At 65.3% G+C, this 21,132-nt stretch carries 22 protein-coding genes and 1 tRNA gene; 10 read left to right on the plus strand and 13 right to left on the minus strand.

Features of this window, described 5'->3' with window-relative positions; genetic code table 11:
- Window positions 1–7: 7 nt before the first annotated feature.
- The 6 genes from JQC81_RS18835 to JQC81_RS18860 form a co-directional block, all read right to left on the minus strand.
- Complete coding sequence (locus tag JQC81_RS18835) at window positions 8–1,615, minus strand: glycoside hydrolase family 43 protein (protein ID WP_203273318.1); 1,608 nt, start codon at window positions 1,613–1,615, stop codon at window positions 8–10.
- 57 nt (window positions 1,616–1,672) lie between these two features.
- Complete coding sequence (locus JQC81_RS18840) at window positions 1,673–2,350, minus strand: carbonic anhydrase (RefSeq protein WP_203273319.1); 678 nt, start codon at window positions 2,348–2,350, stop codon at window positions 1,673–1,675.
- Between the two features lie 66 nt (window positions 2,351–2,416).
- Window positions 2,417–2,728, minus strand: a complete 312-nt coding sequence (locus JQC81_RS18845; protein ID WP_203273320.1) for a DUF190 domain-containing protein — start codon at window positions 2,726–2,728, stop codon at window positions 2,417–2,419.
- 22 nt (window positions 2,729–2,750) lie between these two features.
- Complete coding sequence (locus JQC81_RS18850) at window positions 2,751–3,731, minus strand: sodium-dependent bicarbonate transport family permease (protein WP_312887554.1); 981 nt, start codon at window positions 3,729–3,731, stop codon at window positions 2,751–2,753.
- A gap of 49 nt (window positions 3,732–3,780) precedes the next feature.
- Window positions 3,781–4,719, minus strand: a complete 939-nt coding sequence (locus JQC81_RS18855) for a threonine/serine dehydratase (protein WP_203273322.1) — start codon at window positions 4,717–4,719, stop codon at window positions 3,781–3,783.
- Window positions 4,716–5,456 (minus strand): DUF429 domain-containing protein, encoded by a 741-nt coding sequence (locus JQC81_RS18860; protein WP_203273323.1) that lies wholly within the window; start codon window positions 5,454–5,456, stop codon window positions 4,716–4,718. The genes JQC81_RS18855 and JQC81_RS18860 overlap by 4 nt, the downstream gene beginning before the upstream one ends.
- A 220-nt stretch (window positions 5,457–5,676) precedes the next feature.
- Between JQC81_RS18860 and JQC81_RS18865 the strand changes: the two genes are divergently transcribed.
- Complete coding sequence (locus tag JQC81_RS18865; RefSeq protein WP_203273324.1) at window positions 5,677–6,570, plus strand: HpcH/HpaI aldolase/citrate lyase family protein; 894 nt, start codon at window positions 5,677–5,679, stop codon at window positions 6,568–6,570.
- 14 nt (window positions 6,571–6,584) lie between these two features.
- Here the strand turns inward: JQC81_RS18865 and JQC81_RS18870 are convergent, their stop codons facing one another.
- The 5 genes from JQC81_RS18870 to JQC81_RS18890 form a co-directional block, all read right to left on the minus strand.
- Window positions 6,585–6,950 carry a 5-carboxymethyl-2-hydroxymuconate Delta-isomerase gene (locus JQC81_RS18870; protein WP_203273325.1) on the minus strand — a complete coding sequence of 122 codons (366 nt, stop codon included), beginning with the start codon at window positions 6,948–6,950 and terminating at the stop codon, window positions 6,585–6,587.
- A gap of 78 nt (window positions 6,951–7,028) precedes the next feature.
- Window positions 7,029–7,244, minus strand: coding sequence for a Trm112 family protein (locus JQC81_RS18875; RefSeq protein WP_190846049.1), 216 nt, complete (start codon window positions 7,242–7,244; stop codon window positions 7,029–7,031).
- A gap of 11 nt (window positions 7,245–7,255) precedes the next feature.
- A complete protein-coding gene (locus JQC81_RS18880) occupies window positions 7,256–7,927 on the minus strand; it encodes an LON peptidase substrate-binding domain-containing protein (protein WP_203273326.1) in 672 nt (223 codons plus the stop codon).
- Window positions 7,928–7,952: 25 nt separating this feature from the next.
- Window positions 7,953–8,849: a thioredoxin gene (gene trxA / locus JQC81_RS18885; RefSeq protein WP_203273327.1), complete on the minus strand. Its 897-nt coding sequence runs from the start codon at window positions 8,847–8,849 to the stop codon at window positions 7,953–7,955.
- Between the two features lie 52 nt (window positions 8,850–8,901).
- Window positions 8,902–9,429: a prolyl-tRNA synthetase associated domain-containing protein gene (locus JQC81_RS18890; RefSeq protein WP_203273328.1), complete on the minus strand. Its 528-nt coding sequence runs from the start codon at window positions 9,427–9,429 to the stop codon at window positions 8,902–8,904.
- A gap of 149 nt (window positions 9,430–9,578) precedes the next feature.
- Between JQC81_RS18890 and JQC81_RS18895 the strand changes: the two genes are divergently transcribed.
- Window positions 9,579–9,653, plus strand: a tRNA-Gly gene (locus tag JQC81_RS18895).
- Window positions 9,654–9,724: 71 nt separating this feature from the next.
- On the opposite strand, the gene JQC81_RS18900 is transcribed toward JQC81_RS18895, so the two are convergent.
- On the minus strand, window positions 9,725–10,219 hold the full coding sequence (locus JQC81_RS18900) for an Lrp/AsnC family transcriptional regulator (RefSeq protein WP_203273329.1): 495 nt from the start codon (window positions 10,217–10,219) through the stop codon (window positions 9,725–9,727).
- 125 nt (window positions 10,220–10,344) lie between these two features.
- Here JQC81_RS18900 and JQC81_RS18905 point away from each other — a divergent pair, with 125 nt between their 5' ends.
- Together JQC81_RS18905 and JQC81_RS18910 are read left to right on the plus strand one after the other, a co-directional pair.
- Window positions 10,345–12,738 carry a thiamine pyrophosphate-binding protein gene (locus JQC81_RS18905; protein WP_203273330.1) on the plus strand — a complete coding sequence of 798 codons (2,394 nt, stop codon included), beginning with the start codon at window positions 10,345–10,347 and terminating at the stop codon, window positions 12,736–12,738.
- Window positions 12,739–12,886: 148 nt separating this feature from the next.
- Window positions 12,887–14,668, plus strand: coding sequence for an ABC transporter ATP-binding protein (locus JQC81_RS18910; protein WP_203273331.1), 1,782 nt, complete (start codon window positions 12,887–12,889; stop codon window positions 14,666–14,668).
- A 3-nt stretch (window positions 14,669–14,671) separates the two neighbouring features.
- Here JQC81_RS18910 and JQC81_RS18915 read toward each other — a convergent pair whose 3' ends face one another.
- Window positions 14,672–15,394, minus strand: a complete 723-nt coding sequence (locus tag JQC81_RS18915; RefSeq protein WP_203273332.1) for a fused DSP-PTPase phosphatase/NAD kinase-like protein — start codon at window positions 15,392–15,394, stop codon at window positions 14,672–14,674.
- A gap of 307 nt (window positions 15,395–15,701) precedes the next feature.
- Between JQC81_RS18915 and JQC81_RS18920 the strand changes: the two genes are divergently transcribed.
- The 6 genes from JQC81_RS18920 to JQC81_RS18945 all read left to right on the plus strand — a co-directional run bounded on the left by JQC81_RS18920 (window position 15,702) and on the right by JQC81_RS18945 (window position 20,989).
- Window positions 15,702–15,983, plus strand: a complete 282-nt coding sequence (locus JQC81_RS18920; RefSeq protein ID WP_009490841.1) for an acyl carrier protein — start codon at window positions 15,702–15,704, stop codon at window positions 15,981–15,983.
- 125 nt (window positions 15,984–16,108) lie between these two features.
- The gene (locus JQC81_RS18925) at window positions 16,109–16,570 is read left to right on the plus strand and encodes a 3-hydroxyacyl-ACP dehydratase FabZ family protein (RefSeq protein ID WP_203273333.1); all 462 of its coding nucleotides are present in this window, start codon (window positions 16,109–16,111) and stop codon (window positions 16,568–16,570) included.
- Window positions 16,570–17,691 carry a beta-ketoacyl-ACP synthase gene (locus JQC81_RS18930; RefSeq protein ID WP_203273334.1) on the plus strand — a complete coding sequence of 374 codons (1,122 nt, stop codon included), beginning with the start codon at window positions 16,570–16,572 and terminating at the stop codon, window positions 17,689–17,691. The genes JQC81_RS18925 and JQC81_RS18930 overlap by 1 nt, the downstream gene beginning before the upstream one ends.
- Window positions 17,692–17,701: 10 nt before the next feature.
- Entirely contained in the window at window positions 17,702–18,976 is a 1,275-nt protein-coding gene (locus tag JQC81_RS18935) for a beta-ketoacyl-ACP synthase (RefSeq protein ID WP_203273335.1), read from the plus strand.
- A 154-nt stretch (window positions 18,977–19,130) separates the two neighbouring features.
- On the plus strand, window positions 19,131–19,877 hold the full coding sequence (locus tag JQC81_RS18940; RefSeq protein ID WP_203273336.1) for an SDR family NAD(P)-dependent oxidoreductase: 747 nt from the start codon (window positions 19,131–19,133) through the stop codon (window positions 19,875–19,877).
- Window positions 19,878–19,924: 47 nt separating this feature from the next.
- Entirely contained in the window at window positions 19,925–20,989 is a 1,065-nt protein-coding gene (locus JQC81_RS18945) for a hypothetical protein (RefSeq protein ID WP_203273337.1), read from the plus strand.
- The last annotated feature ends 143 nt before the right edge of the window (window positions 20,990–21,132 follow it).

Below are 21,132 nucleotides of genomic sequence, written 5' to 3' on the forward strand. Positions count from 1 at the left end.
TTTTGCATCAAGCTTCCGACAGGTCCTCACGATAGCTGAAGAAGTCGAAATCCGCCGGCAGGGCGCGGCCCGTCATATCGTGAGCGGCCATGCCGACGAAGGCTCCCGTGAACGAGCCGTGGGCTCCGGGACCGGCCTCGTCGGACAGGATGCTTGCATCGAGTACCGGGCCAACTGGCCTCCAGGTTTCGCCATCGGTGGACCAGCGGAATTGCAGCTCCGCCAGACGCACGTCCACGCCGAGATGAATCGGGCCGCTCTCCGGCAGAGGCAGGTCGCTCTCAAGCGCATAGGTCATCAGTGCATCCGGGTGGTCGCCCAAGCACGAGATGACCTGCAGCACGTGCCGTCCGTCGTCATCGGCGGAGACCGCCAGATAATGGAAACGGGCGCGGTCGTAGTAGCAGATCAGGCCTGCCAGCTGCTGATAGGTCTCGGGTTGGAACTCAACCGATGTTTCGGCCGAGTAGACCCAGGAGGTCTGGCGGCGGGCCACCAGGGCCTGCTCGAACCAGCTGCCGATCGACTCGCGTCCATAAAGGCGCAGAAAGCCCGGTCGCGCCGAAAGCGAGAAGATCCGCTCCGGCTCCGGCGTGCGCAACCACTGGAACGGGGAGGGCAGTTCGGCTTCGTTAAAATCGTGGCGCTCGGGCTCGGGCGGGAAGGGATGGGGCGGAAGATCCGGACCGTCCACCTCGAGCGCGGGCACCTGTCCGCCCTGCGCCAGATAGAGCCAGCCGTCATCCGCCCAGACCACCCGCTGGATCGCCGTCTCGCGCCCCAAGGGCGAGCGCCGCGTTCCGGGGAGCGGTCGGCTGCACAGGTGGGTGTGGAACACCTCGCCCGTGGACGTCTCCACGTAGAAGCCGTGGCCCGCCCGCTGGAGGGGCGCATCCGGAGCGTCCTTGCTGGTGATGAGATGGGCGTTGGGGTGAAGCTCGTAAGGGCCGTCGATGGTTTTTGAACGCGCCATCGTGACCGCATGGTTGTAGGCGGTGCCGCCTTCGGCCACGGTCAGATAGTACCAGCCGTTGCGCTTCCACAGATGCGGGCCTTCGACCAGACCGAGCGGAGAGCCCTTGAAGATGTTCTTGATGGGGCCGACGAGGCGCTGCTCTTCCGTCGAGTATTCCTGCAGCAGGATGCCGTCGAAGGAGCTGCGACGGCGGCGGTGATCCCAGACCATGTTGACGAACCACTTGCGGCCGTCCTCATCGTGGAACAGGGACGGGTCGAACCCGGAGGAGTTCATGTAGACGGGATCGGACCAGGGGCCTTCGATGGACGGCGCGGTGACAAGGTAGTTGTGCGTGTCCTTGAAGTTGCCGAGGCGCCGCTTCACGTCGGTGTAGATCAGCCAGAACAGGCCATCCGCATAGGTGAGCGCCGGCGCCCAGACGCCGCAGCTGTCGGGGTTGCCGCGCATGTCGAGTTGGGATTGGCGGTTGAGCGGCCGGCCCACCAGCCGCCAGTTCACCAGATCGCGCGAGTGGTGGATCTGCACGCCCGGATACCACTCGAAGGTGGAGGTGGCGATGTAGTAATCGTCGCCGACCCGGCAGAAGGCCGGATCCGGGTTGAAGCCCGGCAGGATGGGATTGCGGATGGTGGCCATGGATCTTTCCGGTGAACCGACGGAAGGGCGAGAGACCGTGTGAGCGGCGGAGAGATCCTAGCTTTTGACCTCGCGGGCGGAAAACATCGATATGCGCTCCGGCATGTCTTCCACCGCCGGCTTGAACTCCCCGGTCTCGGGATCGCGCACCATCAGCACGCCGGTGGCCACGCCGAAATAGGCGCCGTGGAGCTGCAGCTTGCCGCGCTCCACCAGAATCCGCACGCACGGGAACGTCATCAGGTTCTTCAGGCTGTTCTCGATGGCGGCGAGTTCGAGTCGCGGCAGGTATTCTTCCAGGTTGCCGTCATGGGGCCCGAGCCGTTCGCCGGCGGGCTTGATCAGGTTCATCCAGCGACCGATGAAATCTCCCGGCGAGAGCGGTGCGGTCTCGTCGGCAAAGGCGCGCACGCCGCCGCAGCGGGCGTGTCCCAGCACTACGATGTGCTTCACGCGAAGCGCCTGCACGGCGAATTCAAGGGCCGCGGACGTGCCGTGATAATCGCCGCCGGTCTCGAAGGGCGGAACGAGATTGGCCACGTTGCGCACCACGAACAGCTCGCCGGGGCTGGCATCGAAGATGACCTCGGGCGAGACGCGGCTGTCGCAGCAGCCGATCACCATCACCTCCGGCGACTGGCCTTTTTCCGCAAGCGCCTCGAAGCGGTTCTTCTCGCGCGGGAAGCGGTCGTCGAGGAATGCGCGGTAGCCATCGGTCAGGCGGGTGGGGAACATGGGTCACTCCTATCGGTCGAGGGCTTATAGGGCGTAGGTCCGCAAGCCTCAACGGGGCCGGGGCTGTCAGAAATGGTCCGAGCGGATGACCTGCACGTCGGAGATGGTGACGATGCCGATGTGGCGGGCCACCACCGCATAGACCTCTTCCAGAACCGGATCGAGCCGGGCCGGATCGGTGATGCAGATCACCATCATCATGCGGCCTGCATCGCCCGCCAGCCCTTCGCTGCTCCAGAGGCCGTCATGTCCGCGGCCTGCAAGAGCGGGCACCACCGTGTAGCCCGTCACCTGGGCGCGGTCGAGGCGGTCCAGGAGCCGCCGCAAGGCCGGATATTCAACGACGATCTCGATGCGCTTCTTCGGATGGGTCTGCATGATCGTTTCCTCCGCGAGGGCGCTACTCTGCCACCAGTCCGGCCAGGGCCAGATAGAGGGGAATTCCAAGGGACAGATTGAACGGAAAGGTCACCCCGAGCGACAGGGTCAGATAGATGGCGGGCTTCGCCTCCGGCAAGGCAAGGCGCATGGCGGCGGGGACGGCGATGTAGGAGGCCGAAGCCGCAAGCGTGACGAACAGGGCAGCTCCCCCTAAGGAGAGCCCCAGCGGCCAGATGGCGAGAGTAGCGAACGCTGCGCTGATCAGCGGCATGACGATGCCGAAGCCCAGCACCGGCGCCGAGAGATGGCGCGCGCCCTCGCGCATGCCGCGCCCCGCCACGAGGCCCATGTCGAGCAGGAACAGGCACAGCACGCCGCGGAACGGATCGACGATGAAGGGGGCGATCATCTGCAGGCCCTTGGGACCGGTGGCCCAGCCGATGAGGAACGAGCCCACCAGCATCACCACCGAGCCGTTGAGGCCGACCTCGTGCAGAAGCGGCCCAAGCCCCTCGTTTCCGTTCCTGGTCGGCTGGCCGCTGCGGGCCAGCAGCAGCGCGGACAGAATGGCGGGCGTCTCCATGACGGCCGCCACGGCGACGATGTAGCCCTCAAAGGGCAGGTTCTGCCCGCGTACGATTTCGGTCGCGGCAATGAAGGTGACGATGGAGATCGAGCCGTAATGAGCCGCCACCGCCGCGGCATCCACCGTGGAGAGGCCGGAGACCGCACGCAGAATCAGGAAGCCGATCACCGGAAGGGCGAAGGACAGGACGATGCCAACGCCCATCACGCCGATCATGCGAAGGGTGATGCCGTTGGCCGCCACCTCCACCCCGCCTTTGAAGCCGATGGAGAGCATCAGGTAGAGCGCGAGGGTCTTGGCGACTGCCTCGGGCACCGTGAGGTCCGAGCGTGCGAGCGCTGCGGCCAGACCCAGGGCGAAGAACAGCACCATGGGCGACAGCAGATTCTGGGCGGCGAGATCGACAAGGCTCACGACAACAAACCTGCGGATGGGAGAAGATTGCGGCAGAGGCGCCCGGCTCTCACGAGGCGACCTCTGCGAGACGGGCGAGCTCCACATTGGCCCCACACAGCAGCACCCCGACCCGCTCGCCAGCCCGGGGCGTGTAGGCACCCGAGATCAGCGCGGCCAGGGCTGCCGCGCCGCCGGGCTCGGAGGCGATGCGGTAGTCGCGCCAGAGCGTCCGCTGGGCATCGCGGATGGCCGCATCGGTGACGAGCGCCACGTGGTCGACCGTTTGGCGGCAGATCTCGTAGACCAGATCGCCAGTGTTCTTGGCGCCGAGCGAATCGGCCGCCACCGAGTCGATCTCCACGTCGACTGGCCCCCTGGCTTCAAGCGCCGCATGGAGCGCCCGTGAGCCTTCGGGCTCGACGCCCACCACCTTGACCCGGCCCGCCCACCAGCTCGCGACACCGCTGATGAGGCCGCCGCCGCCGACGGCAATGAGCACTGTGTCGAGGGCAGGGCCGTCCTGCTCCCATTCCAGCGCCGCCGTGCCCTGGCCGATCATGGTGCTTTCCGCAGCAAAAGGATGGATGCGCAGCGCGCCACTCTCGGCAACATAGCGATCGCAGGCTTCCTGGGCGTCCGCATAGCGCGCACCGCCGATCACCACCTCGGCGCCGTGCGAGCGGATGACCGCGATCTTCGCGGGGCTCGAGATCTCCGGCACGAAGATGCGGGCCTTCACGCCAAGCTGGCTCGCTGCATAGGCCACCGCCGCCCCGTGATTGCCGCCCGAGGCCGCCGCCACGCCGGCGGATGGCACCTCCTGCGACAGGAGGGCGTTGAAGGCGCCGCGCGTCTTGAACGAGCCCGCATGCTGCAGGAATTCGAGCTTCAGGCTCACCGGCCCGTCATGGCCGAAGGCCTTGCTCTGGTGCAGGACCGGGGTGCGGCGCACGTGCGGGGCGATGCGGGCATGGGCGGCTTCGATCTCGGCGCGGGTGATGGTCATGAGCTGCGCAGCGTCCAGATGGCGACCGGCAGGCCGTGGGCGTCGCGGCCGGGCGGGTCGGGAAAGGGTTGTCCTCCACCTCTCGCGATATCCAGCGCCACGGTCAACCCCGCGAGCGCATCGAGGAGATCATCCTGCGCCGCGCCGCGCGGCGGCGATGCGTGGATCAAGCTGTCGGGCAGGAGGCCGGATCGGCTGAGAAGCCCGCGCCGTAAGGCCATGCCGGGTGCATAGGGGGTGCCTTTGACCTTCTTCGGCTGGTCGAGGGCCTTAGCATCGTTCAGGGCCCAGAAGGCAAGTTCCGGATGCACTTCGTAGACGCGCGATACCAGATCGGGCTGGGCGTGCAGCAGGGCGTCGATCTCGCGGATCTTGGGGAAGATGGCAAAGCCCTGGCGCGACACTTTCCGCGGCGGCTCGGAGGTGGCGGCCGCAATCGCGCAGGCTTCTCCATAACTCTCGGCCTCCACGGCGCGGCGCGAGGGAATGGCGAAGACAGAGGATTGCCGCTGGCCGAGCAGCGGACGGATCAGCTGCTTCGGCAGCCGCCCCGAGCCTTGCGTGCGTTCCGGCAGGCCGATGGGCATGTCGACGGCGATGACGGCAGGCTGCTCCGGTGCGTCGGCAATGGCGGCGAGCGTCGGCGCCGTCACGATGCGATGGGTGTGCGGATCGTCCACCCGCATGAGCACCGCGATCCACCCAGCCCGGCAGCCATCGACGCCTGCAACCCACATTCTTCAGCCTCCCCTCTCGTCTGCAGAACAAGCACTTTGCCCTGAATAACACCCTCTCCGTCATCCCCGGGTTCGTCCCGGGGATCCACGTCTTTCCAACGTTGTGCTTCCTAAGACGTGGATGGCCGGAACAAGTCCAGCCATGACGGGCGGATTGAAATGGACCTGTTCCTGAACTCGGACCACGATTACAACCAATCTACCTTTCAGGGGAAAAGCCATGACCGCCATCCGCCCGCGCTGCAGCGCGCTATACATGCCGGGCTCCAATGCCCGGGCTCTCGAGAAGGCGAAGACGTTGGCTGCGGACGTGGTGATCTTCGATCTCGAGGACGCGGTGGCGCCGGACGTGAAGGCTGAGGCGCGCGAGCAGGTCTGCGCGGCGGTGCAGGCCGGTGGCTACGGGAGGCGCGAATTGGTGATTCGCATCAACGCCCTCGAAACACCCTGGGGCGAGGCCGATCTCGTGGCCGCTGTTGCAGCAGCGCCCGATGCGATTCTCGTGCCGAAGGTCTCTTCTGCCGAAACGCTCGCGGCGGTAGGCCTTCGCCTGCGCAGATTAGGCGCCGCGGAGCGCACCCGCGTCTGGGCGATGATCGAGACGCCGCTTGCGATCTTGAATGCGGAAGCGATCGCCAGTGCAGGGCGTGACGTGGACACGCGGCTCGACTGTCTCGTCATGGGCACGAACGATCTCGCCAAGGACACCCGCGCGCGCCTGCTGCCGGGCCGCGCCGCGATGCTCCCCTGGCTCATGACGGCGCTCGCCGCCGCGCGGGCGCATGGCATCGACATTCTCGACGGGGTCTACAACAGCCTGTCCGATGCAGACGGCTTTCGCGCCGAGTGCGGGCAGGGCCGCGATTGCGGCTTCGACGGCAAGACGCTGATCCATCCGGATCAGATCGCAGCGGCGAACGAGCTCTTCGCGCCATCGACGGAGGAGGTGGAGAGCGCCCGCGCCATCGTGGCGGCCTTCGATCAGCCGGAGAATGCAGGCAGAGGCGCTATCAACCTGGGCGGCCGCATGATCGAGCGGCTGCATGCCGAGATGGCGAGGCGCGTTCTGGCGCTGGCGGAGGCGGTGTCGCATCGCTCAGGGCATCATGTTTAAGCCAGAAGCCTGCTCTACGATGCCTCCAAGACATTCTTGGAGTAGGTATCCCTCTCGATCTCTATAATCTCGACGCAAATCTGAACATGAAGTCCAGGGTGCTCGGGCACGAGGCCGCTCAACTCCTGCAACAGCATCGTCGACAAGGCCTGCCTGACCGCTGGAGGCCTGTTGCTCATGATAGCCAGCCTTGCATGAATGAACCCTCGGTTTTCGGGCGACGTTCCGATCACGAAGCAGTCGATGGGGATTGCGCGGCTTTTGATGTCGACTTCATCAAAGTGCCCTGAGCCGAAGATTGCCTTGTTCATGTGAAGCAAGGCCTCTTGGGCATCGAACCCGGACAGATTTCTCGTAAATTCCAGCGTCAGATGAGGCATTGCGGTTCCGCTATCCTGCTAGGATTGATTGCTCTCGCAGCCTTAGCGCCACCGTGTTCGATGAACAAGGCGTGGGCCTCAATCCCCCAGCGGCCGCGCCTCTTCCGGCAGCATGATCGGGATGCCGTCGCGGATCGGGTAGGCGAGCTTGGCGCGGCGGCTGATGAGTTCCTGGCGCGCTGCGTCGTATTCCAGCGTTTCCTTGGTGAGCGGACAGACGAGCAACTCCAGGAGCTTGGGGTCGATCCGCGTCGCCTCCACGGCCTGGGGCGTCTCGGGTGTGTCGGGAACCATCGTCGAAATTCCTATTGCAGGGTCGAGTCGGAGCCGGCGCTGCTGCGGGCGAGCTCGATCTCGGTGAGCGCGATGAGCACCTCCGCCCGCGACTTGAGATCGGGCGCTTCCAGCAGCGCCTGCTTCTCGCGGATTCCGAACGGGCTCATCATGCACAGCGCGTTCACGAGGGCCTCGTTTGGTGCCTCCTCGATGCCGCGCCAGTCGACCTTCACATGCACGGCGTCGACGAAATCGCGCAGGGCCTTCACCACGCCGGCGCGGTCGACCTCGGTCTCGCCGGCGCGGGCCGTGAAATCGGGTGCGAAAGGCTCGAAACTCACGCGGCAGCGGCGGAAGAGATCGATCGGCGGCAGCTCTTCCTCGATGCGGAACCGCGCGACGCCGATGAGCGTGATCAGGTAGCGCCCGTCGCCGGTCTCGGCGAATTGCGTGATGCGGCCGGCGCAGCCGACCTTATAGAGCTTCGGCACCGTCGCGTTGGGATCGTTGTCCGCGTCCGGTTGGACCATGCCGATGATGCGGTCGGTCTTGAGCGCCTCATCCACCATCGCGAGATAGCGCGGCTCGAAGATGTTGAGCGGCATCTGCCCGCGCGGCAGAAGAAGCGCGCCGGGAAGGGGAAAGACCGGGATGACCGACGGGCAATCCTCCGGCCCTCGGTATGCCGCGTTCATTCCCATTCCGATCTCCCCAAACTTGGGCGCGTCAGGAGAACAGGAGCGAGGAGAGCCTCCGCCGCCCTGCCAGCGTCATCTCGTCCATCGGGCCCCAGGCCTCGAAGAACTGAACGAGCTGCTTGCGCGCGCCGTCATCGTTCCAATTGCGGTCGCGCCGGACGATTTCAAGGAGGTGATCGACAGCTTCTCCGCGCCGCCCGCGGGCGTTCAACCCGATGGCGAGATCGAAGCGAGCCTGATGGTCGGTGGGATCCGTCTCGACCTGGCGCTGGAGATCCGCGAGATCGCCCAGCGAGCCTGCCTGCTCGGCGAGTTCGATGGCCGCGCGGGCGCCGGCAATGGCCGGATCGTTGGCCTTCGCCTGAGGCGCCATGGCGAGGAAGCGCTTGGCGCCTTCCAGATCACCCACCTCCACGTGGAGCTTTACGAGGGCGGCGAGCGCCGCGACGTTCTCCGGGTCCTGCGACAGAACGGCGGCGTAGAGTTCAGCCGCTCCCCCCATGTCGCCGGCCGCCGCCAGGCGGTCGGCCTCGGCCAGGATCTCTTCGGCGGCGCTGGGGCCGAGCGGGCCCACCAGGCGCTCGATGAAACTTTTGATTTGGCTTTCCGGCAGGGCGCCCATGAAGCCGTCCACGGGCTGGCCGCGCTGGAACGCGAACACGGCCGGGATCGACTGCACGCCGAGCTGGCCGGCGATCTGCGGGTGCTCGTCGATGTTCATCTTCACGAGCTTCACCTTGCCGCCGGCCGCGCGCACGGCCTTTTCCAGGATCGGGGTGAGCTGCTTGCAGGGACCGCACCAGGGTGCCCAGAAATCCACGAGCACCGGCTGCTGCATGGACTCGGCCAGCACGTCCTGGCGGAATGCCGCCGTGGTGGTGTCCTTCACCAGATCGTCGGAGGGGGCGGAGTTGTCGGAGAGCATGCGATCCTCGAATCGAGAGAAGAACTTCCCTTAGATGGCCTTAGATGGGAGCTTAAGCGTTGTCTGGCAATTCCGCCGGCGGCTCCGGCAGGCGGAGAATGAGAGGGTCATGTCCCGTGGCGCGCAGGAACGCGACCAGATCCTCCCGCGACACCCCGGTGGTCATGGAATTGACCAGCGGGTGAAAGTTCACCCGCTCATGCTCCATGAGGTTGGCATCGAGCACCATGGTGACCTTGCCGTCCGTGTCGTTCACCACCGCGAAGGCCGTAACGGATCCGGGCTCGACACCGAGCAGGGCGCGCAGCTGCTCGGCGGAGCCGAAGGACAGGCGGCCCGAGGCGCCGAGGACCTCGTGCGTGCGCTTGAGGTCGATGGCCGTATCGTGCTTGGCGGAGATCAGGAAGAAGCGGCCCTTCTTGTCCTTCACGAACAGGTTCTTGGAATGGGCTCCCGGAATGCGTTCCTTGACGGACGCCGACTCGGCCACTGTGAAGACAGGCTCGTGCTGCACGGTCTCGGCCTTGATGCCGAGGGCCGAGAGGCGCTCCAGAAGTTCTTGAGGGGAGAGATGGGCCAAGGCAATTCTCCAAAAACCTGCCAGGCTTCTAGCGACCGGATGAAGCAGGCTCAAGGGCTCGTCCGAAAAGTTCGCCAGGACCCTCTTGCAATGCGAGGCGTTTTGGGGCACATCAACGGCCTCGCAAGGATGCCACGGCATCGCGGAGCGCGGGTGTAGCTCAGGGGTAGAGCACAACCTTGCCAAGGTTGGGGTCGAGGGTTCGAATCCCTTCGCCCGCTCCAAATTTCCGGAAACCCACCGGAACCACAAAAACCGCCTTCGGGCGGTTTTTTGTTGTCCGATCGAGGCTTGCTCAATCCGTACGTTTGGATGAGGGCTGAGGAATCGGCAGGGCGTGGGATCGCTTCACCTGACCAAGGGCAAAGCTCGATTCGATGGAGGCCACGCCGTCGAGGCGGGTCAGCTTGTCCTTGATGAAGCGCTCGTAGGATTCGAGATCGCTCACCACGATCCGCAGCAGATAATCCCTCTGCCCGGTCATGAGATAACAATCGACCACCTCGGGCCAGCGGGCGACCGCCTGCGAGAAGCGGTCGAGATCGTCCTCCCGCTGCCGCTCCAGCTTCACCGAGGCGAAGACGCTGATCGGCAGCCCGACCTTGGCCTGGTCGATCACCGCCACATAGCCCTTCACGACCCCGGCTTCTTCCAGAAGGCGCACGCGCCGTGCACACGGGGAGGGGGACAGGCCGACGCGATCCGCCAGCTGCTGGGCGGTCATGCGGCCATCGGCCTGCAGCGCGGCGAGGATGCGGCGGTCGATATCGTCGAGCTTGCGGTCTGCCATGATTCACCAACAAAGGGCACAAGATTGGTGAATCGAGTTAAAACATTCGTCGCGGCGGTGCCAAATTGATCTCGCCAGCCAACCGAGCCGCATTAGACTTGTCCCAAGAATAAAGGGAGGGACCTATGGCTGACGCACGGCACCTGAGCATCTTGAAGGAACTCGAGCGCAAGGTGCTCTGGCTCTCCACCTGGACGATCCACAACGCCAATCACCTGCGTCCCAACGAGGACGGGATGAAGATCGGCGGGCACCAGGCCTCCTCCGCGTCCCTCTCCACCATCCTGACGGCGCTCTACTTCTCGGTGCTGCGCCCCGAGGACCGGGTGGCGGTGAAGCCCCATGCCAGCCCGATCTACCACGCCATCCAGTATCTCTTCGGCCGGCAGACCCGCGAGAAGCTCGAAAACTTCCGCGGCTACAAGGGCGCGCAGTCCTATCCCTCCCGTACCAAGGACATCGACGACGTGGATTTCTCCACCGGCTCGGTGGGCTTAGGCGTCGCCCAGACGCTGTTTGCCAGCCTCGTGCAGGATTACGTGAAGGCCCATGGCTGGGCCAAGGACGCCCCTGAAGGCCGCATGATCTCGCTGGTGGGCGATGCGGAGATGGACGAGGGCAACATCTTCGAGGCCCTGCTGGAGGGCTGGAAGCACGGCATCCGCAACACGTGGTGGATCATCGACTACAACCGCCAGAGCCTGGACGCGGTGATTCGCGAGGGCCTGTGGCAGCGCTTTGAAGCGCTGTTCCGCAATTTCGGCTGGGACGTGGTGGTGCTCAAGCACGGCTCCCTCATGCAGGCTGCCTTCAAGGAGCCCGGCGGCGAGAAGCTGCGCGACTGGATCGATTCCTGCCCGAACCAGCTCTACTCTGCCCTGACCTATCAAGGCGGCGCCGCGTGGCGCAAGCGCCTGCTCGACGATCTCGGCGACCAAGGTCCGGTCACCCGCCTCATCGAAAAGCGCTCGGACGAGGAACTGGCCGAACTCATGGCCAATCTCGGCGGACACGACCTGCCGAGCCTGCTCGACGCCTTCGAGAAGGCCCGAGGGCACGACCGCCCGGTCTGCTTCCTGGCCTATACGATCAAGGGCTTCGGGCTGCCGCTCGCCGGCCACAAGGACAACCATTCGGGCATGCTGACGCCCACCCAGATGGAGGCCTGGCAGAAAACGCAAGGGGTGCGCCCCGGCCACGAATGGGACAAGTTCGAGGGCGTGACGATCCCGCAGGCCGAGGTCGAGCGCTTCCTGAGCGCGGTGCCGTTCATCCAGAAGGGCACCCGCCGCTATACGGCGCCTCAGGTTCCGGTGCCGGACAAGCTCACCTTCCCGGCCAATCCGGCCATGTCGACCCAGCAGGGCTTCGGCTTCATCCTCAACGAGCTGGCACGCTCGGACAACCCGCTCGCCTCGCGCATCGTCACCACCGCGCCGGACGTGACGGTTTCGACCAATCTCGGGGCCTGGGTGAACCGGCGCGGCCTCTATGCCCGCGAAAGCCTGGTCGACACCTTCAAGAAGGAGCGGATTCCCTCCACCTATAACTGGGAATTCTCGCCGTCCGGCCAGCATATCGAGCTCGGCATCGCCGAGATGAACTTATTTATCGTGCTCTCGGCCTTAGGCCTGTCGCACTCCCTCTTCGGCGAGCGCATCCTGCCCATCGGCACCCTCTACGACCCGTTCATCTATCGCGGCGCCGACGCCCTGAACTATGCCTGCTACCAGGATGCCCGCTTCATGATCGTCGCCACGCCGTCCGGCGTGACCCTGGCCCCGGAGGGCGGCGCGCACCAATCCATCGGCACGCCGCTGGTCGGCATGGCGCAGGATGGGCTGGCCTCCTTCGAGCCCGCCTTCGTGGATGAACTTGCCGTGATCATGCGCTGGGCTTTCGACTACATGCAGCGCGAGGGCGGCGAGCCCGACGAGCGGACCTGGCTGCGCGACGAAACCGGCGGCTCGGTTTACTTACGCCTGTCGACCCGCACGCTCGAACAGCCGCAGCGCGAGATGACCCCGGAACTCGCCGACGACATCATGGCGGGCGCCTACTGGCTGCGGAAGCCCGGGCCGAACGCTCAAGTTGTCGTCGCCTATACGGGCGCGGTAGCGCCGGAAGCCATCGAGGCGGTGGGCCTCATGGCCGAGGACCGGCGCGACATCGGGCTCTTGGCCATCACCTCGGCCGACCGGCTCAATGCGGGCTGGACGGCGGCGCAGCGCGCCCGCGAGCGCGGCCTCGTTCATGCCCGCTCCCATGTGGAGCGCCTGCTCGGGGACGTACCGCCCCATTGCGGGCTGGTGACGGTGATCGACGGCCATCCGGCGACGCTCGCCTGGATGGGCTCGGTCATGGGCCACCGCACCCGCTCGCTGGGCGTGGAGCATTTCGGCCAGACCGGCACGGTCAAGGACCTCTATCGCCATTTTGGCATCGACGCGCAGGGCATCATCGCGGCCGCCGAGATGATCGCCCCGGGCCGTCCGATCCGGCACTTGAAGGCGGTCTGAACGACCTTCGCGGCATCACTGTTTTAAGGCCAGCGCTGCTCTGCGAGCGGCAAAGCAGCGCTGGATCCCTGTTGGCGGTTCGAAAGATTTGCCGCCGGATGGTTCACATGCTAACCGCGAGCCTTCAATCGGGAATTTCACAGAATCCATGGCGTCCAAGAGCATCCTTCGGGGGGACACCCTTCCCTTGATCAGCCGTCTGTGGCGGGACTGGATGCGTCCGCATCGGAAGACCCTGGCCGTGGTGGTTCTGCTGGTAGCCCTGGTGTCCGGCGCGACGGGGCTCTACCCGGTCCTGATCAAGGCGGCTTTCGACGCCTTCGACATGAAGGACGCGCAGGCCATCATGCTGGCCCCGCTCTTCGTGATCGCCGTGACCTCCGTGAAGGGCTTCTCGCTGCTGGCGCTCACCGTGCTCACCAACAAGGTGGTGACCCGGATCGAGGCCGACATGCAGACGGCGCTCTACGGTCACATGATCGAGGCCGACCTGTCCCAGATTGATCGCGAGAGCCCGGCTGCCCTCACCCAGCGCTTCACCACGGACTTCGCCTTCATCCGGGAGGCGCTCACCCGCCTCTCCACGGTGTTCCTGCGCGAGACGACAACCCTCATGGCGCTGATCGCCGCCATGCTCTGGATCGACCCGGTTCTGACCATTGTGGCGGCCGTGATCGCGCCCTTCTTTGCTTATCCGGTCAATAAGATCGGCCGCAGGCTGCGCCAGGTGGCCGCCTCGACCCAGGAACAGACCGGCGTGATGGCGAGCCTCATCACCGAAAGCCTCGCCGGCACCCGCATCGCCAAGACCTATGGCCTCGAGCGCTATCTGAAGGCCAAGGCCGCCAAGACCTTCGACGACGTGCGCGGCCTCAAGATGAAGGCCGCCAATGCCCGCGGCCGGATGGATCCGGTGCTCGAGACAGGCGGCGGCCTCGCCGTGGCCATCGTGTTGATGCTGATCGGCCAGCGCATTCTCGCCGGGGACAGCACCGTGGGCGATTTCACCGGCTTCGTCAGCGCCCTCGTCATGGCAGCCCACCCGGTCCGGGCGCTCGGCAACCTCAACGCCATCGTTCAGGAGGCGTCGGCGGCCCTGCAGCGCACCTTCGACGTGATGGATCAGGCTCCCCGGATTCAGGACAAGCCGGGCGCCGAGCCCCTGCGGCTGGCGGGCGGCGAGATCCGGCTTGCTGACCTGTTCTTCTCCTATGACGGGGAGGCGGCTGCCCTCGATCACGTCAATCTCGTGGCCGAGGCCGGGCAGACCACCGCCCTGGTGGGCCGCTCCGGTTCGGGCAAGTCGACTCTCCTGTCCCTCGTGCCGCGTCTCTACGATGTGACCCGGGGCGCCGTGCTGATAGACGGGCAGGATGTGCGCGACGTGTCCATGGCGAGCCTCCGGCAGGCCGTTGCGGTGGTGAGCCAGGACGTGATCCTCTTCGACGACACGATCCGGGCCAACATCGCCTTCGGACGGCCCGGCGCCTCCGACGAGGAGATCGTGAACGCCGCCAAGGCGGCGGCGGCCCACGACTTCATCATGAGAATGCCGGAGGGCTACGACACGGTGGTCGGGCCGGGGGGCGGGCGCATGTCGGGCGGCGAGCGCCAGCGCATCTCTCTCGCCCGCGCCTTCCTGAAAGACGCGCCGATCCTGCTCCTGGACGAGGCGACAAGTGCGCTCGACTCCGAATCGGAGCGGCTGGTGCAGGATGCCATCCGCAAGCTCATGAAGGGCCGCACCACCCTGGTGATCGCCCACCGCCTCTCGACGGTCCGCAATGCGGAGAAGATCGTCGTGATGGAAAAAGGCCGGGTTGCCGAAACCGGGTCGCACGAGGCTCTCATCGCCAAGGCGGGAGCCTATGCCCGCCTGCACCGCCTGCAGCTGTCCGACGACAGCGAGCCGAGCTTGGCGGTCTCCTGAGGCCTACTCGCGCCGCATGATCCTGTCGACGAGAAGATGGGACCAGAAGCCGTAGCGGAAATTCCGTTCCAGATCGTCTGCGTCGTAGCGGGTCTCGATCCAGGTGAGGAACGGAATGCCCTTGGCTTCGCCCTCTCGACGGTAGAGGTCGAAGAACGCGTCCAGGATGCCGGTCTTCGAGAAGCGGAAATGCCCGTAGCGCATGGATAATTGCCGCTGAGCCTCGTCGATGGACTTGCCCTCATAGACCACGAGGTAGAGGGCGGCCACAAAGCCGGCCCGGTCCGCCCCCGACTTGCAGTGCAGAACCGCCGGGTACTCGATCGTGTCGAAGAATTCCTTGGCGGAGAGCAGGGCCTCCCGGTCCGGCGCGCCGCGGGAGCGCACCACGAATTCTTCCAGGTGGATGCCGAGCCGGTCGCAGGCTTCCTTCTGGAGCTGCCACGAGCCGTGCTCCCGGCCGCCGCGCAGGTTGATGATCGTCTTGATGCCCTCAGCCTTCAGGGCGGCGATCTGGTGCGGTGCCGGCTGGGCCGAGCGCCAGAGCCGGTCCGTGACCGGGTGCTTGTTCAGGTAGAAAAGACGGAACACGCCGTGATCGGCGATCAGCATATGAGCCCAGGCGCGCAGGCGGCCGGACAGGCCCTCGACAGGTCTGTCCCATCGGGCGATCCGGGCCATGCGGCGGGCATAGCGGACTTCAGGCTTTAGGAACCTGTTGAGCACGTCGATCCAGTATTCTGTCTTTATTTAAGATCATTCGGTTCAAGCCCGAAGGCGGCCCTTATCGACGATGGACGCCGAATAATCAATCGCTTGCTTCCTATGCCGTTGCCGCAGGGAAAGTTCCAGCTCCTCGGGCAGGGCCGATTCGACCCGATGCAACCAATCGGTTGCCGGTCAGGCGCCTGTCGTGTAAGGGGTGCGCTTCGAAACAACCCTCCTCGACGACAAGAGCGTCTGGACCCCGGCCTTCTCAAGCTTGCCGGCGCCGCATCGTTGAGACCAACAAGCATTTCAGGAGAGCGGCGTCATGTCGTCCACCTTCGAGACCGTCGCCGGCATCATTTCGGAAACCGCCGATATCCCGCGCGAGCAGATCACGCCCGAGAGCCACGCCATCGAGGATCTGGGCATCGACTCGCTCGCTTTCCTCGACATCGCGTTCGCCATCGACAAGGCTTTCGGGATCAAGCTGCCCCTGGAGCAGTGGACCCAGGAAGTGAACGAGGGCAAGGCCCCGGCCGAGGAGTACTTCGTCCTGAAGAACCTCGTGGCGCGCATCGATGCGCTGGTGGCCGCCAAGCAGGCCTGATTGACCAACATATCCCGGCGGGCCGGCTGATTGAGGCCGGCTCGAAGAGGCGATCCATCAAGCGCCCCGCCTCATGGATTCTCTTCCCATTGAACTTGCCGGGAGCAAGAGGGTAAGAGAGCCGGATGCGCCTCGAATATTTTGAAATGATCGACCAGGTGACGGCCCTCGACCGCGAGACCAAGCGGATCGAGGTGACCTCCGTGGTCCCCCAGGAAAGCCCTGTCTTCGAAGGGCATTTCCCCGGCCACCCCCTCGTGCCCGGCGTTCTCCTCACCGAGACCATGGCCCAGGCCTCCGGCTATCTCGTGCTGGGCCTGATGGGCTTCACCCACATGCCGTTTCTGATGGGCGTCGACAAGGCGCGCTTTCGCACCTTTGTCGGACCGGGTACGGTGCTCACCGTCACGGCGCAGCTGGAGCATGAGGGCTCGGGCTATGCGGTGACCAAGGCCAGGATCGCGGCCGAGGGCAAGCCGATCTGCGACGCGGAGCTGCGCTTCCGGATCATGCCCTTCCCCGATGGCATGGACGGCCTGATGCGCGCGCAAGCCAGGCGCATCGGTCTTCTCGAGGAGAGTGTGTGATGCGGGATGTGGTCATTACGGGCGTGGGCCTCGTCTCCTCGGCCGGAGAAGGCCTGGAGGCGCATCTGACGGCCCTGGCCGGCGGCGCTCCGAACACGGATACGGCCAGTTTCGAGCCCTTCCCGGTCCACCCGGCGGTTCCCCTCGAGTGGGACCGGCAGATCCCGAAGAAATCCGATCAGCGCCAGATGGAGCCCTGGCAGAAGCTCGGCTGCTACGCGGCGGGCCTTGCCCTCGACTCGGCCGGCGCGAAAGAGGATGCGGCTCTGAAAGGCCGCATGCAGCTCATCGTCTCGGCTGGCGGCGGCGAACGGGATTACGCGGTCGACGGGCAGATCCTCACGGGACTGCGTCAGGCGGACAATCCCGGCGTCTTCCTCAACGAGCGCCTCATGGGCGACCTGCGCCCGACTCTCTTTCTCGCCCAACTCTCCAATCTGCTCGCGGGCAACATCTCCATCGTCCATGGGGTGACCGGCGCCTCGCGCACCTTCATGGGTGAGGAATCGAGCGGCGTCGACGCCATCCGCATCGCCCGCGAGCGTATCGCTTCGGGCCAGGACGACATCTTTCTCGTGGGCGGCTCGTACAATGCCGAGCGGCCCGACGTGCTCCTCATTTATGAGATGGGCGGCTTTCTCTGGAAGAAGCCCTACGCCCCCGTCTGGGAGCGTTCCGCCGATGGCGGCGGCATGATCCTGGGCAGCGGGGGCTGTTTCCTGGTGCTCGAATCCCGTGAGCACGCCGCTTCCCGTGGGGCAAAGCCGCTTGCCGCGATTGCCGGCGTCGCCTCAGACCGCAGCCGCCGTCGGCCGGGCAGCGTCGAAGGCGCGCTTCACGGCCTGTCGCGGCAGCTCGGGGCCAAGCCCGATGTGGTGCTGTCCGGCGCTACCGGCATCAAGGGGATTACGGACGAGGAACGGGCAGCGCTCAAGGACATCGCACCCGGCGCTGGCGTGCATGCAACTGGCGATCTTGTCGGCCACACCATGGAAGCCCAGGCACCCATCGGCGTCGCGCTGGCCGCGGGCCTGATCGCCCGTGGTGGGCCAAGCGAGGCGCTCGTCACCTCCATCGGACATTGGCGCGGCGAAGGCGCCATCCGGCTTACCAAGGCTTGAGGAGAAGGCTATGGCGCTTCGCGACAAACAGGGCCGGCCGCTCGTCGCCGTCACCGGCATGGGCGTGGTCACGTCCCTCGGCCAGGGCAAGGGCGACACCTGGGCCGCGCTGACGGCCGGGCAGTCCGGCATCCGCCGCATCGAGCGCTTCCCCACCGAGGGCCTGCGCACCACCATCGCCGGCACCATCGACTCGGTCGATGTGGAGCCCTTCTGCGCCCCTATGCTATCCGAGCGGCTCGCCATGCTGGCGGCCGAGGAGGCGGTGGGACAGTCGGGGCTGGCGTCCAGCGATTTCCCGGGCGCGCTGTTCATTGCCGTGCCGCCCGTCGAGATGGAATGGCCGCAGCGCGAGGCTTTGGCCAAGGCGTCGGGCCAGGAGGGCGACGTCACCTACAAGGACCTGCTGAAGGCAGCGGCCTCAGGCGAATTCAAGCCCTGGCACGACCTGTTCATCTTCGGCACGGTGGCCGACCGGGTGGCCGACCGCTTCGGCACCAGGGGCTCGCCGATCTCGCTTTCGACCGCATGCTCGTCCGGCGCCACCGCGATCCAGCTTGGCGTCGAGGCGATCCGCCGCGGCGAGATGGAAGCGGCGCTTTGCATCGGCACCGATGGTTCGGTGAACCCGGAATCGCTCATCCGCTTCTCGCTGCTCTCGGCGCTCTCGACCCAGAACGACAACCCGGAAGGCGCCTCAAAACCCTTCTCCAAGAACCGCGACGGCTTCGTCATGGGCGAGGGCGGCGCGGCCCTCGTGCTGGAGGATGCCGAGAAGGCGAAGGCGCGCGGTGCAAAAATCCTCGGCTACGTGCTCGGCTGCGGCGAGAAGGGCGACGGGTTCCATCGCACCCGCTCGTCCCCGGATGGCATGCCGGCGATCACCGCCATCCGCCAGGCGCTGGAGGATGCGGGCCTCGCACCCGACGACATCGATTATGTGAACGCCCACGGCACCTCGACGCCGGAGAACGACAAGATGGAAGCCATGAGCTGCACCGCCGTGTTCGGCGAGCGCATGGCAAGCGTTCCGATCTCCTCCAACAAGTCGATGATCGGCCACACGCTCACGGCCGCTGGCGCGGTGGAGGCGGTGATGTCGCTCATGACCATCGGCACCGGCCGCATCGCGCCGACCATCAACTATCAGGTGCCCGACCCGGCGATCCCCCTCGACGTGGTGCCGAACGTCGCCCGCGATGCGCAGGTGAACTACGTGCTCTCGAACTCCTTCGGCTTCGGCGGCCAGAACACCTGCCTCGTCTTCGGGGCCGAGCCGAAGTGAAGTCTATCTCGGGAGGCGCAGTGGAGCCCTCCTCCCCCTTGTGGGGAGGAGTTGGAGGTGGGGGTGTAAACGCCAACCTTTCAGAACGTGGCGCCTGCACCCCCACCCCTAGCCCCTCCCCACAAGGGGGAAGGAAATTGTCGGAGTTCAACTCATGACCCGCGTTCTCGTGACAGGCGGCGGCAAGGGCGTCGGTGCTGCCATCGTGCGGGCGCTCGTGGCTGCCGGCCACGACGTCGACTTCACCTATCGCTCATCCGGTGATGCCGCGAAGGCGCTCGCTGACGAGCTGATGCAGGCCCATCCTGGCCGCACCATCACGGCCCATGAGGTCGATCTATCTGACAAGGCGGCGCTCGAAGCCTTCTGCGAGAGCATCGAGGGCGAGAGCTTCTTCGGGCTCATCCACAATGCCGGCCAGCCCTACGATGCGTTGGCTGCCATGATGCAGCAGGACAAGGCCGAAGCCGCCATGCAGGTGAACTTCTGGTCGCTCACCCGCATCGCCAAGGCGCTCATGCGCGGCATGATCCGCGCCAAGCAGGGCCGCATCGTTGCCATCGGTTCTGTGGCGGCGCTCCAGGGCAATCCCGGCAACGCGGCCTATGCGGCGTCGAAAGGCGCCCTGATCTCCTATTGCCGCACGCTGTCCGTCGAGACAGCCAAGCGCGGTGTGACCGTGAACGTCATCGCCCCGGGCTTCATCGACACGGACATGATGGCGCCTTACGCCGCCTATCGCGAGAACATGGAAAAGCAGATCCCGGCCGGGCGCTTCGCCAAGCCCGAGGAGATCGCAGGCCTTGCCGCCTTCCTCCTGAGCGAGCCCGCCGCCTACATCACCGGCGCGGTGCTGCCGATTGATGGCGGGCTCACCTCGATGCTGGGCGTGCATCGGTAAGACGTTCTTCCCAGAAGCTAGTTCTGCTGATGATGTTATAAAGGGGCATGATCAGCTACGAAGACGTAACGACCCATGGAAGGCGTTCTGTCCTTCCTCCCGACCTGCAAAGGGCCGTTGCTCGGTTGGGCGAAGTGTCAGCTGAGTTGGTGGATGAAGAGGCACTTTCAGCATTTGTCCTCGGCCTCCATCAGCTTCCTGTCGACGCCTATCCGCAAGCCGCGAAGGAAATCCACCTGAAAGGCAGGCTATATCATCAGCCTGGGCGAAAGAGGACCCACTTCCTCAGCCTCGTTTGGCCGACAAAGACGGAAAGCAATCTGCTGCGGCAGCATTCGCTCCTGAAGTTTTTCTACCTCTTCCACGGCAGCGGGTATTTGCGCGAGGCGGCTCTCAAGGCTCTGGACGGACCGCTGGAGAGCCCGTTCCTGTTCACCTGTGTCGCCTATCGTTTGAACGATTGGGTCAAAGAGGTCCGACAAGAGGCGCTCGCATGTGCGGAGAGGGCGTTTCCACAAACCTCGCCTGACATCGTTGCAAAGGCCGCCTTTATTCTGCTCGCGCGGGTCCGTGATTGGCACCGGTGGAGCGAAGAGGCTGTAATTCTGGAGGAGACCTTCTCTCGCCCCGATGTGATGGAGTGCCTAGCTTCGCTACTTGTCACCGCAGCCACCGGACCGGTGGGCAAGGCGCTCACCTTTGCCCTGCGCCACCAGGAGATGGACCATTATCTCCTGCAAATTTTCCAGGCAGCAATACAGCCGTCTGTGCGTGCGTTAGCCCTCCGAACTCTCATTGAAGGGAGGGCCCTATGGCCAGAGGGTTTGAGAAAAGAGTGGATCGATAAGTCAATGGGGCGCTTCAAGCTGGCTGTGGCTTATGGGGAGCGACCGATTGCCAGACCTGCCTCTCTCGATTCCCTGATCGTTCAGGGTGCCGCGGACCAAGCGGCTATGGTCCGAAGAGTCGCGGCAGATGGTCTTGTCCGCTACCGGGCCTCCTTGAATGAGGTTGACCAACTGACGCAAAAATTCGCCGTGGATCGGAGCGCCTCCGTTCGGGAGCGCGCGATTTTCATTCTTAAAGAGCGTGAAGGGAAGGTGACGCGGTAGGGGCTAGGATGCGCCCGGAACTTGCCATCCGCCTCGCTGCCCTTTAAGCCGCCGTCTCAAGTTTTTCCCGTCATGGCCGGGCTCGTCCCGGCCATCCACGTCTTGAGAACCGCGACGGGCTAGGACGTGGATGCCCGCAACAG

The organism is Microvirga arabica (assembly GCF_016811235.1).
In the GTDB taxonomy this organism is placed as follows: domain Bacteria; phylum Pseudomonadota; class Alphaproteobacteria; order Rhizobiales; family Beijerinckiaceae; genus Microvirga; species Microvirga arabica.

Bases quoted from the DNA above. Each gene is read 5' to 3' on its own strand.
- JQC81_RS18835 (WP_203273318.1), bottom strand. From the start codon at position 1,615: ATGGCCACCATCCGCAATCCCATCCTGCCGGGCTTCAACCCGGATCCG.
- JQC81_RS18840 (WP_203273319.1), bottom strand. From the start codon at position 2,350: ATGTTCCCCACCCGCCTGACCGATGGCTACCGCGCATTCCTCGACGAC.
- JQC81_RS18845 (WP_203273320.1), bottom strand. From the start codon at position 2,728: ATGCAGACCCATCCGAAGAAGCGCATCGAGATCGTCGTTGAATATCCG.
- JQC81_RS18855 (WP_203273322.1), bottom strand. From the start codon at position 4,719: ATGACCATCACCCGCGCCGAGATCGAAGCCGCCCATGCCCGCATCGCC.
- JQC81_RS18860 (WP_203273323.1), bottom strand. From the start codon at position 5,456: ATGTGGGTTGCAGGCGTCGATGGCTGCCGGGCTGGGTGGATCGCGGTG.
- JQC81_RS18865 (WP_203273324.1), top strand. From the start codon at position 5,677: ATGACCGCCATCCGCCCGCGCTGCAGCGCGCTATACATGCCGGGCTCC.
- JQC81_RS18870 (WP_203273325.1), bottom strand. From the start codon at position 6,950: ATGCCTCATCTGACGCTGGAATTTACGAGAAATCTGTCCGGGTTCGAT.
- JQC81_RS18875 (WP_190846049.1), bottom strand. From the start codon at position 7,244: ATGGTTCCCGACACACCCGAGACGCCCCAGGCCGTGGAGGCGACGCGG.
- JQC81_RS18880 (WP_203273326.1), bottom strand. From the start codon at position 7,927: ATGGGAATGAACGCGGCATACCGAGGGCCGGAGGATTGCCCGTCGGTC.
- trxA (WP_203273327.1), bottom strand. From the start codon at position 8,849: ATGCTCTCCGACAACTCCGCCCCCTCCGACGATCTGGTGAAGGACACC.
- JQC81_RS18900 (WP_203273329.1), bottom strand. From the start codon at position 10,219: ATGGCAGACCGCAAGCTCGACGATATCGACCGCCGCATCCTCGCCGCG.
- JQC81_RS18905 (WP_203273330.1), top strand. From the start codon at position 10,345: ATGGCTGACGCACGGCACCTGAGCATCTTGAAGGAACTCGAGCGCAAG.
- JQC81_RS18910 (WP_203273331.1), top strand. From the start codon at position 12,887: ATGGCGTCCAAGAGCATCCTTCGGGGGGACACCCTTCCCTTGATCAGC.
- JQC81_RS18920 (WP_009490841.1), top strand. From the start codon at position 15,702: ATGTCGTCCACCTTCGAGACCGTCGCCGGCATCATTTCGGAAACCGCC.
- JQC81_RS18925 (WP_203273333.1), top strand. From the start codon at position 16,109: ATGCGCCTCGAATATTTTGAAATGATCGACCAGGTGACGGCCCTCGAC.
- JQC81_RS18930 (WP_203273334.1), top strand. From the start codon at position 16,570: ATGCGGGATGTGGTCATTACGGGCGTGGGCCTCGTCTCCTCGGCCGGA.
- JQC81_RS18935 (WP_203273335.1), top strand. From the start codon at position 17,702: ATGGCGCTTCGCGACAAACAGGGCCGGCCGCTCGTCGCCGTCACCGGC.
- JQC81_RS18940 (WP_203273336.1), top strand. From the start codon at position 19,131: ATGACCCGCGTTCTCGTGACAGGCGGCGGCAAGGGCGTCGGTGCTGCC.
- JQC81_RS18945 (WP_203273337.1), top strand. From the start codon at position 19,925: ATGATCAGCTACGAAGACGTAACGACCCATGGAAGGCGTTCTGTCCTT.